Genomic DNA, 16,875 nt, shown 5'->3' with positions numbered 1-16,875 from the left:
TATGATCCCATATTCAGTTTTAGATCTGGCAGTTGTAACCGAAGGCAGTGATGCGAAGGAAGCCATAGAGCGTAGCCGCGAACTGGCAATACATGCAGAAAAACTGGGCTACAATCGCTTCTGGATGGCTGAACACCATAATATGGAGCATATTGCCAGTTCTGCCACCTCTGTACTCCTGGGACATATGGCTGAGGCGACCTCGACCATTAGAATTGGTTCCGGTGGCATTATGTTGCCCAATCATTCGCCATACATTATTGCCGAGCACTTCGGAACTTTGGCAACTATGTATCCCGGGCGAATAGATCTGGGCTTGGGACGAGCCCCCGGCACAGATCAAACCACCGCTCACGCCATCCGCCCTGACAGAATGAAGGAGATCTACAACTTTCCCAAAAATGTAGCACTTCTACAAAAATATCTTTCCGGTGAAAATGCCGAAGCCAAGGTACGGGCTTTCCCCGGTGAAGGAACTGATGTTCCTATCTGGATCCTTGGTTCCAGCACCGACAGTGCCCATCTGGCAGCAAAATTAGGTCTGCCATACGCTTTTGCCAGTCATTTTGCCCCGCAACAACTCATGGAGGCCATTCAAATTTACAGGGAGGAGTTCCAACCTTCAAAGCAATTGAGTGAGCCTTATGTAATGGCCGGGATAAATGTGATAGCCGCTGATACCACTGAACAGGCAGAATATCTGTCAACTTCAACAAAGCAAATGTTTGTCGGAGTGATCACCGGAGAACGCAAGCCATTACCACCACCTGTTGACAACATTAATGATGTTATACCGTTACAATATCAGGCAGCACTGAAGCAAATGTTGGCTTACTCCTTCATTGGTGATACGCATAAAATTAAAGAGAGCTTATCCCAATTTATTGATCAAACCAACGTTGACGAAGTTATTACCGCTTCATATATCTATGATCATAAGGAACGTTTGAATTCCCACCGATTGTTTAAAGAAGTAGTCGATAACATGACCTTCAAAACTGCATAACATTTTTTGTACCCCGAAAACCAGGCCTCATCAGGTGAAACTGATGGGGTCTTTTTGTTTGAATCCGTTAGTTCTTAAAAAGACTTCAGAAATATCTTATCTTTCTTACTTGTTCTAAAAATCAAAAATAATTTAATCCTATGAATATCGGTCCAATAGAATTACCGGATCAACCTTTATTTCTTGCCCCCATGGAGGACGTAACTGACTCCCCATTTCGACAGATCTGTCGGCGTAAAGGGGCTGATATTGTGTTCACTGAATTCATCAGCTCGGAAGCACTCATTCGTGATTCTGACATTGCCATGCAGAAAATGGATTTCGAGGAAATGGAACGGCCATTTGGTGTTCAGATCTTTGGGGGACGTGAAGAAGCTATGGAAGGTGCTGCAAAAGTAGCTGTTGATCAAGATCCGGACCTGGTCGATATCAACTTTGGGTGCCCGGTATACAAGATCGTTAAAAAAGGCGCCGGTGCCGGATGTCTCAAGGATCTTGGAATGATGGAGCGCATGGCTGGAACTGTTGTTGATGCAGTAAAGGACCGTCCGGTTACAGTTAAAACACGTTTGGGATGGGATGATAACACCATCAAGATACAGGAAGTTGCACTGATGCTTCAAAATCTAGGAGTTAAAGCTCTTACGGTACATGCCAGAACCAGGGCTCAAAAGTATAAAGGGGATGCCCGCTGGGATTGGCTTAAAAAGCTAAAGGATACACCCGGTCTGGAAATACCGATCATCGGAAACGGAGATGTTACTTCACCTGAACTTGCAAAAAAAATGTTTGAAGAAACGGGTGTGGATGGTGTAATGATCGGGCGAGGTGCAATTGGCAATCCCTGGATCTTTGAGCAAACCAAACACTATCTTGAAACAGGTGAATTGATACCCGAACCAACTGTAAGGCAAAGAGTGGAATTATGTGCCGAACAACTCAGGCTTTCAGTTCAGCAACATGGTGAACGATATGGGGTCATCATCATGAAAAAACATTATGGACAGTATCTTAAAGGGGTACGAAATGGGAAAAAGCTTCGCATGGAATTAATGGAACATGATGAAATGCAACCCATTCTGGAATTGCTACTGAACTTTGATGAGACGGAGATTCACGCAGTAGCCTAATTAATATAAATTGATGAAGTGTGTCGTTTGAGTAATTCTTCATTACTGATATACTTGATCGATTCATCACCTGCGTTAAATTGAATCTTTTTAGTCGAGAAATCGTAGGCAGCTTAAACTGCACTAATTATAATTACCCACAATATGTTTACACGTATAGCCCGACTAATTAATTCATTCATTGGAGCATCTGCGGTTGCGGCAGCTCCTCTTAAAGCTATCACCGGCATAGTGATCAGTTTGATCATCCCTTATCTGTTGTATGCCTTTCTGGGTGGATTTGGCTTAGCTCTCGCTCTTGTTGGCATTATTTGGGGTGTAATCTGGTTTTCGAAAAAAAACGTCTGACATTGTACCTTTCATCATAAAATAGTCCCTGCAACTTACTTATTACAGGGACCATTTCAATTTTGATTCTTAACAATAGCCTGATACAAAGATCTATTCGGATTTCTCATCATCTTCTTTGGTTTTTTCAGCCCGTTCCCATGGAGTCCAGTCTATTCCTAAAGTATATTTCTGGATCCATTTGATCTCTTCAATATCTCGGGTTCGCTGATTTCTTGGCTCCCGGAATCCATGTCCCTCTCGTTTGAATTTGATATACCGTGTATCCACTTTTCCAATATCCTGAAGGTATGTAAAAAAGATCATGCTCTGTTCAGGAGTATCCACCCTGTCGTTGGCTCCATGTAAGAACAGGGTTGGTGTGGTAACTTTCGCAGCATGTGTTGCCGGTGATCGCATCCTGTAATCTTCCGGATTTGTCCACGGCTCACCGCCAATGTACCAAAGCCTTACATCAAAATTGAAGCCAAGGGCATACTCAGAAGACCAATCGGACACCATAGCCCCAAGAGAAGCAGCTTTGAATCGATCCGTTTTTGTGATCACGGTTCCACCCAGAATACCACCGTAACTCCAGCCACGTACTGCCATCCTGTTTGGATCGATCTGTCCTTCGCTGATCAACCTATCAACTCCGGTCATAAGATCCTGATAATCACCATCACCTATATCACGCATATTACCTCTCAGGAAATCATCTCCATAAGCTGTACTTCCACGTACATTTGGCGCAAGCTGAGTATAACCCAATCCTGCCCAAACATGGTATCTGGCAGAAAATGAATTCGTAAACACACCGGCGGGACCTCCATGAATATGCAGTAAAAATGGGGCTTTCTCGTTCTTCTCTGATCCTTGCGGAAGATACTTTATTCCTTCGATCTCCAGGCCATCGCTGCTTTCCCATGAAATAATCTCATAATCTGCCAGTATCAGGCTGTCTCGTACCATCGGATTCAGATCTGTTAAACGTGTAGGATCAGCTAACTGATCGATCTCGGCTACATACAGATCAGTTGGGGTCACAATATCCTCTTTCGTAAAAAGGATCCTGGATCTGTCCCGGTTAAAATCTACAACCCGTAATGTACCTGATATATCGGTATGCTGTTTCACTTTTCCATTCTCAGTATTTATGGAAAACAAATTGGTATTCGTTTTTACCGTACCACTGAAATAAAGTGTTTTCCCATCAGGTGATAACTCATAGCCTCTGATATCCCCATTATAATTCCCTGAGATCATTTCATATTGCTGATCTGAAGCATTCATCTTCCAAAGTTTGTCCTGCCTCAGTTCATGCTCTTCATCATCAGGAGCGCTGAAAATGAACTGATCGTTATCAGGAAGCCAGGTCAGGCTGTTTTCAGGAGCTTTATTATCTGTTAGCTGAATAGCGACGCTATCTCCTATCGTAAGTAAAAAGATCTCGGACAGGTTTCCCTGATTACGTCTGTTCTCAAATCGTGCTGTATAAAGTAATTTTTTCTGATCCGGGGATACTTCAAATTCACCAATTATATGTTCATCATGAGTGATCTGTGTCTCTTCCTTTGAGTCAACTTCGAACTTCCATACGTGATTCCACTCACCTTCCTGTTGACCATTCGGAGCTTCATCTACAAAAAAATGATCGTACCCGGCTTTGTATTTCTTCTCCTCTTCTTTAGACTTTGGCACATCCGATTCGAAGTAGATATTCTTACTATCTGAGGACCATTCATAGGAACCAACACTATTCTTATGTTCTGTCAGTTGAACAGCCTCACCACCGGCAGTTGGCAGCAAAAAGATCTGTGATTTATCATCTACATTTCTTTTCAGGGATAAGTACTTGCCATCCGGTGAGAATTTCAGGTCACTTCCTCCCTCTTTACCCAAATACTGATACTCTTCCTCACCCTGTGATGAAATACGATAATATTTTGTCTCATATTTATTGTCATCCCAGTTCAGTGTTGATTTACCAAAGATGACAAAATCACCATCAGGTGAAATAATGGGGGAACGCAGATTGACCATATTAAGATAATCATCTGTGGTCATCGCCCTTTTTTGCGCCACGGCAGGCAATCCAATTAACAAAAGAAGGAAAAGTAGAAACGGCTTTTTCATATCAACACTTTGGAGTTATTAAAATTCGCTCCAAAATAACATTTCCTTCCTCAAATCAAATTGAATTACTCCATAAATGAAGTGAGAACACCTCAATTTTGCATTGATTTACAGATGGTCACGCCCAAAAAATGGTTTGAGAACATCAGGAACCCTGACCCGGCCATTTTCCTCCTGATAAGCTTCCAGAATAGCTGATACCACTCTTGGCAGTGCGAGTCCAGAACCATTAAGAGTGTGAACCGTCTCAATATCCTTCTCATCCTTTCTATACCTTAGCTGCATTCTTCGGGCCTGAAAGCCTTCAAAATTTGAACAGGAACTAACCTCCAGCCAGCGTTTTTGTCCAGGACTCCAGACCTCAAGATCATATTTTTTACTTTGAGTGAATCCCATATCGCCTGTGCACATCAATAATGTTCGATATGGCAGCTCCAAGGCCTCAAGTAATGATTCAGCATGCTCACGGAGACTCTCAAGTTCATCATATGAATCTTCCGGTTTTACCATCTTGACCAGTTCAACCTTATCAAACTGATGAAGTCGGTTCAAACCACGGACATCCTTACCGTAGGAGCCGGCTTCCCGCCTCCAGCACGGGGTATGGCAAACATACTTTTTAGGAATTTCTTTCAACTCAAGTATCTCATCCCTGTGAAAATTGGTGACCGGTACCTCAGCCGTTGGAATGGTGAAGAACTCATCTCTGGGGATCACGTACATCATATCCTCTTTATCAGGGATCTGACCCGTTCCGCGTGCTGAATCCTCATTCACAAAATATGGAGCCTGTAATTCTGTGTAACCATTTTTCACGGCTTCATTGATGAAGTAATTGATCAAGGCACGTTGAAGTTGTGCAACAGGCCCTACATAAAATGGAAAACCGGCACCGGTTACTTTCACCCCGCGTTCAAAATCGACCCAACCGTGGCGCTCTGTCAATTCCCAATGTGGTTTCAGCCACTCTCTCTCATCCGGTTCGCCCCAGGTTTTGAAGGTCTCATTGCTATCTTCATTCGCACCAACAGGAACACTTGGGTGCGGCACATTAGGTATTCTAAGCAGAAGTTCATCACGCTCTTTACGTAACTCTTTTACTTTTTCATCGATCTCTTTGATCTGCTCTTTCATGGCAGATGTTTCCTTGATGATGGCCTGTGCTTCTTCTTTTTTACCTTCTCCCATAAGTTGACCGATCCTGGAAGACTTTGTATTGCTCTCGCTTCTTAATTGATCACCCTCGTGAACTTTTGCTCTCCATTTTTGGTCAGCAGTCAGCACTTTCTCAACTATTGAAGTATCTTTTTCCCCTTTGTTGATGATCGCATTTTCTACTGTTTTCTGGTTATCTCTGATAAAATTGATGTCGAGCATTGCCTGTTATTCTTTCTGATTGATTTTTCTCAAAGATAAGAGGTATTCCATTTTATATCGCACCTTTTTTAGAAGCAGCGATCAATTTGATGATAATTATTTTGGAAGCGCTTTTTTGATTGACTACCTAAATAATTAAGGTTATCATTGATCATTCAAAGTATTTTAAGGCATTAACCCCATTAAAATGAGCCAATTGTTAGACGAAACCGACATTGCGATCCTAAATCATCTTCAGGAACACGGGCGTGCACAGCGCAATACTATTGCGGAGATCGTGAATTTATCTGTGCCTTCTGTTTCAGAAAGAATGAAAAAACTTGAAGAGCGTGGTTTGATCGAAGGATATAAGGCTATTCTGAATAGCAAGAAATTCCACTTTGATATCACAGCTTTTATATTTGTTCAGGTTGATGGCTCTGAAAATTATTCCAACTTTGTTGATAAAGCTATAAGTGAAGTCGAAGTTCTCGAATGTCATTCCATTACGGGTGATGGTTCACACTTCCTTAAGGTCAGAACCAAGAATACAGGTTCTTTTGAAGCACTCCTATCCAAGATCCAATCTTGGGAAGGCGTGAGCAAGACCCGATCCAACCTGGTTCTTTCCAGCTTTAAAGAAACAAGACAGATACCTGTTGAGCACGCCACCGAACTTCTCAAGCAGTAAACTGTTTCCCATTTTCAGTGTAGTTTAAATTTACTTACTAAAGTAAGAATCATTAACTTACGCCAATCTGTCAGTAAGTAAATCAGAGGACGGTTTGAAAGATAGACTTCCGGCCTCAGTATTCATGAATCATTATATATGGACCGAGAAGTATTTCAGGAACAATACGGATTACTAGGTAAATCTGAAGCCATGCGGCAAGTGATCGATAAGATCATGCAGGTGGCAAAAACAGATATTACCGTTACCCTTCAGGGTGAAAGTGGCGTTGGTAAAGACGTAACAGCGAGGGCCATCCACGCTATGAGTAACCGTAGCAGGAATAATCTTGTGATAGTTAACTGTGGGGCTATACCGGAAGGTATTATTGAGAGTGAGTTATTCGGACATGAAAAAGGAGCCTTTACCGGAGCAGAAACATCCCGGGAAGGCTATTTTGAAAAAGCAGACGGTGGCACCATTTTCCTGGATGAGATCGGTGATACACCCAAGAATGTACAGGTAAAATTACTCAGGGTACTTGAAAACGGAGAGTTCTTCAGAGTTGGTTCCAGCAAGGTTCAAACAACCGATGTTCGAGTGATAGCGGCAACCAATCAGGATCTCTGGCAAATGGTACAGGATGGTGATTTCAGAGAAGACCTCTACTACCGTCTTGATACTGTGCAGATCAAATTACCGCCGCTCAGAGACCGACAGCAAGATATCATTCCCATATTCAGAAAATTCGTGGAAGAGTATTCTGCCCGTTATGATTCGGTGTTTAAGGGATTCTCTGACGAAGCTAGGGAATTGCTGATCTCCTACCGCTGGCCGGGAAATATCAGGGAGCTGAGAAATGTAGCGGAACAGTTGGTGGTACTTGAAAAATCCCAGTTTATCGACAAGGAAAAACTTCAAAAATATTTAAAGGGCAGGCAGCATCAGGGAAGCGCAGATAACCTGCCAATGGTTGCTCAAGGCGATCGTGAAAGTAATTCTTACGAAGACAATGAACCACTTGATAAGAAAGACCGCGAATTGGTCTACCGGGCATTGGTTGAGTTACGCAATGATATTGCAGATGTGAAAAAGATGTTTGCCAACTTTCTATACTCATCATTCTCAGCCAAAAACTTAAAAGCCCTACCTCCGTCTGTTAAAGAAGAGGTAGACAAAACCGATGTGTCTGGTGTGAATATCAATTTGGGCGATCATGCAACCCTTGGCATGCAATCCATGCCGGAGGATGAGGAAATAGAGACATCTGAAGAATCAGAATTGGCCGGTTTTCTCCAGAATGATGAGATACCTTCCATTGAAGAAGCTGAGAAATTTTTGATACAACAAGCTTTAAAACGTTTTGATGGTAACCGAAGAAAGGCCTCAGAAACACTGGGTGTCAGCGAAAGAACCCTTTACAGAAAACTGGATCAGTATGGGCTTGACTAAATTGCGTATACTTCTGTTGATCCTGATCAGCTTTAGTTTTTCAGGGTGTATTACTTATAGTTTTACCGGTGCCTCCATTCCCAGTGGAGTCAATACCATATACATCCCTTTCTTTCCCGATCAATCTAACAGTGGCTTAGGTGAACTTGGTGATCAACTCAATCAGGTTCTGATTGAGCGTTTTGTAAACCAAAGCCGGTTACAATTGTCAAATACGGAAGAAGATGCGGATGCTATTCTGGATGGTACTATCACTTCATACTCTAACCGGCCATTCAGTATAAGCGGTGATGAACAAACAGGGCAAAATCAGGTCTCCATTTCAGTTCGTGCTTCTTTTAAGTATGCCTCCAAAGAAGAGCCTGAATGGAATAAAACCTTCAATGGGAGAGCCACTTACGATCCTGCCCAAAACCCCATTGACGGAGAGCGAACAGCTGCCCGGTCTGCATTAGAACAAGTAGCCAACAATATGTTCAATGATGCAGTTAGTAATTGGTAGGCAAATAGCTTTGATTGTAAGTACACTACACGTTATTATTGATCAGCCTTAATTCTACCTATGCAAGATTTTCCATTTAACATTCCCAAATCACTCTCTTCTTATGTGGAGAAGTTTGATGAGGATCCTAAGCTGATCTCTCAAAAGCTAAAAAAACATCTAAAAAAGAGAGGTCCTGATGCTGTTGGGCATTTTTTACTCTCGTGGTTCTATCACCTGCGGGGCTTGGATAAAGAAGCTATAGCAGAAGCACTGAAAGCAAAGACCTACGCACCCGGAAGTCCCTTGATGGAACACCTGCACTACTTTCTGGTTCATCCCGAAAAATTTGATGCTACTGTACCCTCTTCATCATACAATTCGGGTACAACAAAACTTCAACAGGCCGCTCGCCATTCTTCTATTCTGGATCTGGATCGTCTTATTGAAATGCTTGAACAGGTTGAATCCAAACGTATTCAAATACCGGGTGAGGACGAAGATTTTGATGATACGGATCTCTCCAAGGATTCGGAAGAAGTGGATGACCTTGTGTCAGAAACCCTGGCCAAGATACATGCTAACCAGGGACGCTTGAAAGAGGCAATAAAAATGTATAAGTGCTTGATCGAGATCAACCCTGAAAAAGCAGAACACTATCAGCAACAGATAGATAAGCTAAAAAAGAAGAAAGACTAAAACTTATGATCCCTGAACAAAGGGATTGTTCTTCTTTTCGTGCTCAATAGTTGTCTCAGGGCCATGCCCCGGATAAACCACCGTTTCACCCGGTAGGGTATAAAGCTTTTCTCTGATGCTTTTTTCCAGCACATCAAAACTACCTTTATAAAGATCGGTTCGCCCAATACTCTCTTTGAACAAAGCATCACCGGCTAATAGTATCCCCTCTTCTTCAAAATAAAGGGATAGATGGTCTGGTGAGTGTCCCGGTGTATACAAACATTTGAACTTGAATGAGCCGATCTCGAATTCCCCATCCGTTGGTAAATTATCAGGAATAAAATCAAGGCCTCCCTGATCGATACCAAACATTTGAGACTGACTTCCAAAATTCTCCCATAAGAACCGATCCTCTGAACAGTAATATACCGGCACATCAAAATCTCTTAAAGTCCTTTTCAAACCCAATACATGATCCACATGTGCGTGAGTTAGCACTATGGCTTTAAGTTCACCGGATATACTTTTTTTCAGCTCCTGAAACTCGGGTTCTCGGGAAAAACCAGGATCGACAAGCACATGCTCATCTCCTTTTGTTAACAGATAAGTGTTTTCTAAAAATGGTCCGACTTCAAATTTTTGTATGTCCATGATCGGCTTAAATAAAAAAAGGATGTACCAGTTAAGATACATCCTTTAATAAAATTTTTGCTAAGCTTACTTATCTTCGCCTTTTCCGTAACGACGCTTAAAGCGGTCAACACGGCCGGCTGTTGATGTAAATGTATTGCTCTTAGTATAAAATGGGTGGTTTTTAGAATCTACCTCACTGCGATAAACACCATCTTTAGTGTCCATAGTGCTGCGAGTCTCGATCTCAGTACCATCGCTCATTAATACTGTAATCTCTTTGTAATCTGGATGAATTCCTTTTTTCATGGTCTTGTACTTGCTTGAAATTTGCAAAGGCCTTAAAGATAACACTAACTAAAACTGAATTCAATCTATTTATTACTCAAATTCATCATAGTCTTCATCGTCAAATCCTCCCAGGGATGAGAACATCGAACCAAGCATATCTGTGTAAAGTGTTTGGTCATCAAGGTCCTGCTTGCTGAGCATGGAATTTTGATGCAGTGATTCCAATACAAGATCTTTCCAGGCGTTTATTTCTTCCTTAGGGTTATTGCTGACATACTTCTTAACTAATGTGTCTAAGCCTGCGACCTGTTTTAAAGCTTTATCATATTCTTTATTCGTTAGGGTATCACTGATATTGATCTCATTTCCGTTGGCAAACCAGTCAGTGATCTCCTTGTAGACAGATTTCTGTTCATCATTTTTTGCCTGTGGGTCCGGGAAATTGAGCTTGAAGATCCCACTTATGGCTTTTCCGAGAATATGTTTGGCTACACTTATGGCTCCCTCCTGCTCACCTTCATAAACCAGTTCAATCTTACCGGTCAGCGCCGGTACCATGTGGAACAAGTCTGCAACCCGTACCGTAGTTTCTGACTCATCATTCAGTATAGCTCTGCGTTCAGCAGAAGAAACAACCTGTTCCAATGCGGTGATCGTCATTCGGGTTGACACACCACTATTCTGGTCTACATATTCTGAATCGCGTGCTTCAAAAGCTGCCTTTTCAATTATTTCACGGATGAAATCCGGAATATGGATCCGGATTCCTGATGGCCGTTCCTGCCATGCTTCCTGTTTGGTGATCTCAACTCCAATTCCCAATTCCTTCGGATAATGAGTGATGATCTGAGAATCTATCCTGTCTTTTAATGGGGTGATGATATTCCCTCGATTTGTATAGTCTTCCGGATTGGCTGAAAATGCCATGGCTACATCCAGCGGAATACGTACATTGAAGCCACGTATCTGAATATCCCTTTCCTGCATGATATTAAGTAAGGCTACCTGAATTCGAGGTTGTAGATCGGGTAATTCATTGATCACAAAAATGCCCCGGTTTGTTCTTGGAATTAGTCCGAAGTTTATCACATTCTGATCTGCTAGGGTCAGCTTTTTTGTTGCTGCCTTGATCGGGTCAATATCACCGATGAGGTCGGCAACCGTTGTATCCGGCGTGGCCAGTTTTTCCCCATAGCGGTAGGACCGATGGAGCCATTCCACAGGGGTATCATCCCCTTTCTCTGCGATCAGGTCTTTGGCAAACTTAGATAATGGATTCAGCGGATCATCATTGATCTCTGAACCTTTCACAACGGGGATATATTCGTCCATGAATTGAACCAACATCCGCAAGATCCGGGTTTTAGCCTGTCCCCGCAGCCCCAGCAATATCATGTCATGCTTCGAAAGAAGAGCATGCTGTATTTGGGGTAATACCGTCTTATCATACCCAAGGATACCGGGAAATAACTTCTCTTTGCTTCTGATCTTCTTGATCAGATTTTGCCGTATCTCATCCTTAACGGATACCGATTTCCAACCACTTTCTTTTAACTCACCAAGGGTGCTCGCTCTCATACTGCTTTTATTCTGAAATGAAATTTATGCCGTTTGCTCCTATAACTTTTATTTCAGGAGGTTCATTCAGGATAATCTCATTCAGAATATAAATTTGTGATGGCTTTAGCCTTAAGCATGGTTTCGTCCCATTCCTCTTCCGGGTCAGAATCACTTGTTATGGCGCCCCCGACTGGATACACTAATTTATTACCATCAATAATTGCCGTACGGATCACCACATTCAGGTCAAAATCACCATTGGGTTTAAAATAACCCAAAGCTCCCGAGTAGATACCTCTCTTGTATTCTTCAAAAACATCGATCGCTTTCATGGCAGCGATCTTGGGGGCCCCTGTCATAGATCCCATAGGAAAACAGGCCTTAATCAACTCCAAACTATCCGTAGCTTCGGGAATTTCACACTCCACAGTGGATACCATTTGATACACGGTTTCAAAACTTTGGATCTCAAATAACCCGGTGACTTTGACTGTCCCTTTTTCCGCAATTCTATTAAGATCATTTCTTACCAGATCCACGATCATAAGATTTTCGGCTCTTTCCTTTTCTGATGCCGCCAGTTTTCGGGCCGACTCTAACCCGCCGGACTTTGGAGCAGTTCCCTTGATCGGTTGCGACCATGCTGTATCTCCGGATCTACTTAAGAACCGTTCCGGTGATGAGCTGCATATCTCGAAACCTTCAAAATTCATGTACGCACCGAATGGCACGGGACCCAGTACTCTCATTTTTTCATACAGGCTCAGGCCATCTCCCTTAAAATAAAATTCCAGAGGATGTGAAAGGTTGATCTCATAGTACTCACCTTCATAGATATCTCTCTGCGCTTGTCGGATGGTTTCCTGATATTTATTCCGGTCAATACTTTTGATCGGCTTCAGTGTAATTGGCGAAGATTCATACAGGTCTTTTCGTAATTCAGGAAGTTGTCCTTTCAACACTTTACAGGAATATTCCTTATCGAATTCTATGAGAAATTCAGGTACAAAAAAGAACATTTCAGGTGTATCAACCAATGCCTTATTTGAGCTCTTGAGTTCTTCAAGGTGATTTTTGAGATCATATCCCAGGTAACCGAACAACCAATCTTTTTCTATGTTGAAAAAATCAGACAACGCCTCCCATGGATCCCCCCTTGTTTCTTCGATATGACCGTTTGTAGATAAAGTGATTTCATCTCCGGAAGCCCTGATCCACGTTTTCGGTTTCGCTGCCAGATAGCTTTTTGTGCTGGCCGGATGGTCCATCATTTGTGATTCCAGGAGCATCACTGCTCCCTCGGTCTGAAAATGATCGATCAGGTTTAATATGTAATTTCGATTTGTTTTCATAATATCGGGCGACCGATAATAAGGCTTCTTCAACTCTTTTTGAACGTTTTTTCGTATTATTGCTCCAATGATCTACAAAAATTTTATTAAACCGCTTTTATTTAACAAAGATGCAGAAGAAGCCCATGAATTAGGACTTAAGATCGCTTCGTTGACGCATCGTTCTAAAATCCTACAATTATTGGCTGCATCGGTCTATAGGACAAAGCACCCTTCCCTTGAACAGGACTTGTTTGGTTGCCATTTTCCTAATCCTGTTGGACTTGCTGCGGGTTTCGATAAGAACGGAACTACACCTAAAGCCATGCAAGCCCTCGGTTTTGGATTTGTAGAAGTGGGAAGTATTACGGCAAAACCCTCTGAAGGAAACCCAAAACCTCGTGCCTTTCGGATACCAAGAGATCATTCTCTCATTAACCGAATGGGCCTCAATAACGAAGGTGCAGATGTTATCACGAAGAGGTTGTCTGGAATGGACCTGAATATTCCCCTGGGGATCAATATTGCAAAAACCAATGATGCTTCTATCCATGGGGATGCTGCCCTTCAGGATTATCTCTATAGCTATGAGAAAGCTCAGTCTGTTGCTGATTACATTACCATAAATATTTCTTGCCCAAATACAGGGGAAGGTAAAACTTTTGAAGACCCTCAGGCACTCCGTGACTTGCTACAGACTCTGGAATTATCAAAAAGTGGGCGTAAACCCTCTTTGGTGAAGTTCACGGTAGATATCGAACGATCTGCTTTGGCAAAATTGATCGAAATTTGTGAAGATCTTGGGGTTGCGGGTTATGTGGCTACAAATACCTCATCAATCCGAGAAGGATTAAATACTCCAGAAACTATTCTCAACGAAATTGGTAATGGAGGGTTAAGTGGCCGTGCCATCCAGAAACGCAGCACACAGGTTGTAAAATGGATCAGTGAGATAACCGGTGGTAAAAAGCCTTTGGTGGGCGTAGGCGGCATTGACAGTCCTGAGGCAGCCATTGAAAAGATCGAAGCCGGGGCGCATTTGATCCAGATCTATACAGGCATGGTCTATGAAGGCCCCTCACTTGCCAAAAGAATTAATAAGGCTCTTATTGATCACCCGAAATTATAATTGTACAAGCCACAGGTACAGATCTGGCCTGATAGATCGTGGGATCGAAAACCACTATATTATTTATGATCCTATCCAGTTCTTCTGAAGTCTCTTTACTCACTTCATCTGTTAGCAATACATATGAATCAACCAACCCTCTATGATTGACCCTGAACCTGATAGATAATATATCCATGTTCGGGGTATTACTGATCAGTGACAGGATCTCATTCCTGCCGGACCTAAAATTCAATTCTCTTTCGATCTTCTCACAACTTACGTACCCCTCTTCTTCAACTTGATCAGGAAGCACATTTGCTTCATTATCAGGTTCCTGCTGTTCTGATGTATCCTTAACAATATCAGCCAGTGTGATCTCATCTTGTATCGTCTTCACTTTGTCTATCAAAGATGAACTCGGGTAAGTGTCAAGAAAGATACTTATCGTGTTTCTGGCGCTGTCAAATGCTGCACTTTGGTACGGAAACAACCTAAGCGGGTCTTTCATCAAATTGAGTGAATCAGATCTCACTGATCTTCCATTTTCGGAATCCAGGGAATCAGGCAATGCCATGAACAGGGAGTCAGAAAGGTTCCTGTCAACTAATGCAGAATCAAAGTTGGAATGGTCTTTATAATTTTGCCAGGCTGTTATTCTTTCAGAATACAACGAATCTTCACTTCCCGCTTTTAGATAAAGCTGTATCGATTCGTATAGAATGAGGTCAGACCTGGGTTGATTTGAAAAGCTTAAAGAAAGAGATCTTAGTGAATCAGCTTTTATGGTTATTGAAAGGCTGTCACTTTGCATGATCGTGTTAAATGCATCGATCAATCTCTCTGTTGCATTACTTTCACCAGCATCCCGGTTCTCACCTCTCAATTCACGGGCAAAACTACTGTTGGGATACTCCCGAAGGAGTTTGTTTGCATACTCCAAAGAACGTTCGGCATTCCCTGCACTTTCATATAATTCTGATAAAGAATACAGAGAAACCATATTGATTCGATCTTCGGAAGGGTTTTCAATTGCTTTTCTAAAATAGTAGGCAGCACTATCTGGCATATCCATTGAAAGATACATCAGGTTACCGAGTTCATACTGTAAGGCTGAGATCCTTCTTCTAACTGAGTCCTGTTCATTTTGGGTAAATGGAACTTCACTAAGGTCGATCTCTACATCAAGTAATATTGTCTGTTCTGTACCTTCATCTATTTCAGAAACCTGATCATCAACGATCTGTGTCCTCATCAGGCTTTGAACCCGCCAATTATCTGCCAGTGGTCTCTCTCCCCAGATCTGATAGAACTGCCGTTTAACCGTTTCCTGTAAGGCAGGATTATTCGTATTAAGGAATCCATTTCTGCCGGATGGGTCCTGATCCTGTACTCCAGATCGATCTACCGTCATTAAACGGTCTTCCCTGTTTCTCTCCTGTCGCTGTTGTTGTAATTCAAGGATCCGTTGCCTTCTAAGCACTGTAACAACGGAATCAAGTTCCTCTTCAGACAACAATCCCAATTGTAATAAACTGTCTTCTCGGGAAAGCTCTTTTTTGATCCGCGAATATGAACCAAATGAATTTGCCATTTCTGATGCATTGAAAGAAGCCGGCAAAAGATCTCTTGTAACATTTATTTGCGCTGCAGAATCATAATACACTGCAGCCATCATATAATCATCATAACCATACCGGTGGATCTCAGCCAGTCCGTTATAGCTCCTGGCCCTGATCTCAGGCTTTACAGGGGCATTATTTGCATGCAACACCCTGTTATAGAGCACTTCAGCCCTCTCATAATTTCCTCTCTGATGCTCTGTCCGCGCTAGCTCAAAATCAAGTTCTGAGAGATATTCCACATTTTTGTCATCCCTGAGCATATCATTGAAAATATCTGCAGCAATATCATTTCTTCCCATGAGTCTGGCCAATTCAGCTTTTTTACGCTGTGCAAGATATTGTAATCTGTAATCACTGTAGTGATCCTTTACCCTATCATAGACTCCATAAGCTGTCTCATAAATTCGGAGTTCCTCATAAACCTGACCTAAGAGGAAATACCCCCTGCTTTTTAAACTCTGACTATCCAGGTAAGGTACCGACTCTCTTAAGGCTTCTTCTGCAGCATTCCAGTTCTCCAATGCAACATAATGCTGAGCCAACATGGTTCTCAACTCTGCGATCTCACTATTATCCCATTGATCCTGATTAGAATTGAGTTGCTCACTGATGTAAGCTACCCCTTCTGAGTTCAATCCCATATCCAGATAGTTTCGGCTCTTCCAGAGTATGGCTTTTATTTGAAGCCCCTGATCTTGTGTGGTGAGATAAAGTTCATCAAATTTTTGGTCAGCAGAGTAAAATTCCTGTTGGTAATAGTAGGAACGGCCAATCAGAAATAATGCATCATCCACCCATTTGGACTCTTCATGTTTTCTAAGGATATCAGCCGATTTTTGTATGGCTCTTTCAAAATCCTGATACCCGGCATTGACAGGTGGCTGGTGTATGCGGATCGGTATGAGCGGATTATAATCCCTGGATTGGCTTACGTTTTTCTCTAAGCCGGCCCTATAGCTTTTTTTTGCATTGTAAAAGGTATTATAATAAGCATTGAAGTTTTTCCAGTTAGACCGTAACGAGGTACTGCATCCTGCAAACACAGCAACTACCAAGATCCAAAGAAAAATATTTCGAATACCCATATTACA

General features: G+C 42.3%; 15 protein-coding genes. 8 read left to right on the top strand and 7 right to left on the bottom strand.

Annotation, left to right across the window (positions count from 1 at the left end; genetic code table 11):
* The first annotated feature begins 1 nt into the window (after position 1).
* The 3 genes from AC13FX_RS07115 to AC13FX_RS07105 all read left to right on the top strand — a co-directional run bounded on the left by AC13FX_RS07115 (position 2) and on the right by AC13FX_RS07105 (position 2,484).
* Complete coding sequence (locus AC13FX_RS07115) at positions 2–1,006, top strand: LLM class flavin-dependent oxidoreductase (protein ID WP_482879853.1); 1,005 nt, start codon at positions 2–4, stop codon at positions 1,004–1,006.
* Positions 1,007–1,146: 140 nt separating this feature from the next.
* Complete coding sequence (dusB, locus tag AC13FX_RS07110; protein WP_482879852.1) at positions 1,147–2,136, top strand: tRNA dihydrouridine synthase DusB; 990 nt, start codon at positions 1,147–1,149, stop codon at positions 2,134–2,136.
* 144 nt (positions 2,137–2,280) lie between these two features.
* Positions 2,281–2,484 carry a hypothetical protein gene (locus AC13FX_RS07105; RefSeq protein WP_482879851.1) on the top strand — a complete coding sequence of 68 codons (204 nt, stop codon included), beginning with the start codon at positions 2,281–2,283 and terminating at the stop codon, positions 2,482–2,484.
* Between the two features lie 93 nt (positions 2,485–2,577).
* On the opposite strand, the gene AC13FX_RS07100 is transcribed toward AC13FX_RS07105, so the two are convergent.
* Both AC13FX_RS07100 and serS read right to left on the bottom strand, forming a co-directional pair.
* On the bottom strand, positions 2,578–4,599 hold the full coding sequence (locus AC13FX_RS07100) for a S9 family peptidase (protein WP_482879850.1): 2,022 nt from the start codon (positions 4,597–4,599) through the stop codon (positions 2,578–2,580).
* Positions 4,600–4,707: 108 nt separating this feature from the next.
* A complete protein-coding gene (gene serS / locus AC13FX_RS07095) occupies positions 4,708–5,976 on the bottom strand; it encodes a serine--tRNA ligase (protein ID WP_482879849.1) in 1,269 nt (422 codons plus the stop codon).
* A gap of 187 nt (positions 5,977–6,163) precedes the next feature.
* Between serS and AC13FX_RS07090 the strand changes: the two genes are divergently transcribed.
* From AC13FX_RS07090 to AC13FX_RS07075, 4 genes are all read left to right on the top strand, one after another.
* Positions 6,164–6,646 (top strand): Lrp/AsnC family transcriptional regulator, encoded by a 483-nt coding sequence (locus AC13FX_RS07090; RefSeq protein WP_482879848.1) that lies wholly within the window; start codon positions 6,164–6,166, stop codon positions 6,644–6,646.
* A gap of 138 nt (positions 6,647–6,784) precedes the next feature.
* Complete coding sequence (locus AC13FX_RS07085; protein WP_482879847.1) at positions 6,785–8,077, top strand: sigma-54 interaction domain-containing protein; 1,293 nt, start codon at positions 6,785–6,787, stop codon at positions 8,075–8,077.
* Positions 8,025–8,579: an LptE family protein gene (locus AC13FX_RS07080; RefSeq protein WP_482879846.1), complete on the top strand. Its 555-nt coding sequence runs from the start codon at positions 8,025–8,027 to the stop codon at positions 8,577–8,579. Before AC13FX_RS07085 ends, AC13FX_RS07080 begins: the two co-directional genes overlap by 53 nt.
* A 60-nt stretch (positions 8,580–8,639) precedes the next feature.
* Complete coding sequence (locus AC13FX_RS07075; RefSeq protein WP_482879845.1) at positions 8,640–9,257, top strand: hypothetical protein; 618 nt, start codon at positions 8,640–8,642, stop codon at positions 9,255–9,257.
* Between the two features lie 3 nt (positions 9,258–9,260).
* Here AC13FX_RS07075 and AC13FX_RS07070 read toward each other — a convergent pair whose 3' ends face one another.
* The 4 genes from AC13FX_RS07070 to AC13FX_RS07055 all read right to left on the bottom strand — a co-directional run bounded on the left by AC13FX_RS07070 (position 9,261) and on the right by AC13FX_RS07055 (position 13,072).
* Entirely contained in the window at positions 9,261–9,890 is a 630-nt protein-coding gene (locus tag AC13FX_RS07070; protein WP_482879844.1) for an MBL fold metallo-hydrolase, read from the bottom strand.
* Between the two features lie 66 nt (positions 9,891–9,956).
* Positions 9,957–10,178: a 50S ribosomal protein L31 gene (gene rpmE, locus AC13FX_RS07065; RefSeq protein ID WP_411323262.1), complete on the bottom strand. Its 222-nt coding sequence runs from the start codon at positions 10,176–10,178 to the stop codon at positions 9,957–9,959.
* Between the two features lie 72 nt (positions 10,179–10,250).
* Positions 10,251–11,738: a sigma 54-interacting transcriptional regulator gene (locus AC13FX_RS07060; RefSeq protein ID WP_482879843.1), complete on the bottom strand. Its 1,488-nt coding sequence runs from the start codon at positions 11,736–11,738 to the stop codon at positions 10,251–10,253.
* 77 nt (positions 11,739–11,815) lie between these two features.
* Positions 11,816–13,072 (bottom strand): anthranilate synthase component I family protein, encoded by a 1,257-nt coding sequence (locus AC13FX_RS07055; RefSeq protein ID WP_482879842.1) that lies wholly within the window; start codon positions 13,070–13,072, stop codon positions 11,816–11,818.
* A gap of 67 nt (positions 13,073–13,139) precedes the next feature.
* Here AC13FX_RS07055 and AC13FX_RS07050 point away from each other — a divergent pair, with 67 nt between their 5' ends.
* Entirely contained in the window at positions 13,140–14,180 is a 1,041-nt protein-coding gene (locus AC13FX_RS07050) for a quinone-dependent dihydroorotate dehydrogenase (RefSeq protein WP_482879841.1), read from the top strand.
* Here AC13FX_RS07050 and porW read toward each other — a convergent pair.
* The gene (porW, locus tag AC13FX_RS07045) at positions 14,158–16,869 is read right to left on the bottom strand and encodes a type IX secretion system periplasmic lipoprotein PorW/SprE (RefSeq protein WP_482879840.1); all 2,712 of its coding nucleotides are present in this window, start codon (positions 16,867–16,869) and stop codon (positions 14,158–14,160) included. The two genes, AC13FX_RS07050 and porW, sit on opposite strands and share 23 nt — an antisense overlap.
* Positions 16,870–16,875 lie beyond the last annotated feature (6 nt).

Source organism: Gracilimonas sp. B-17 (assembly GCF_056857935.1).
This window is presented reverse-complemented; position numbering and strand designations above follow the sequence as displayed.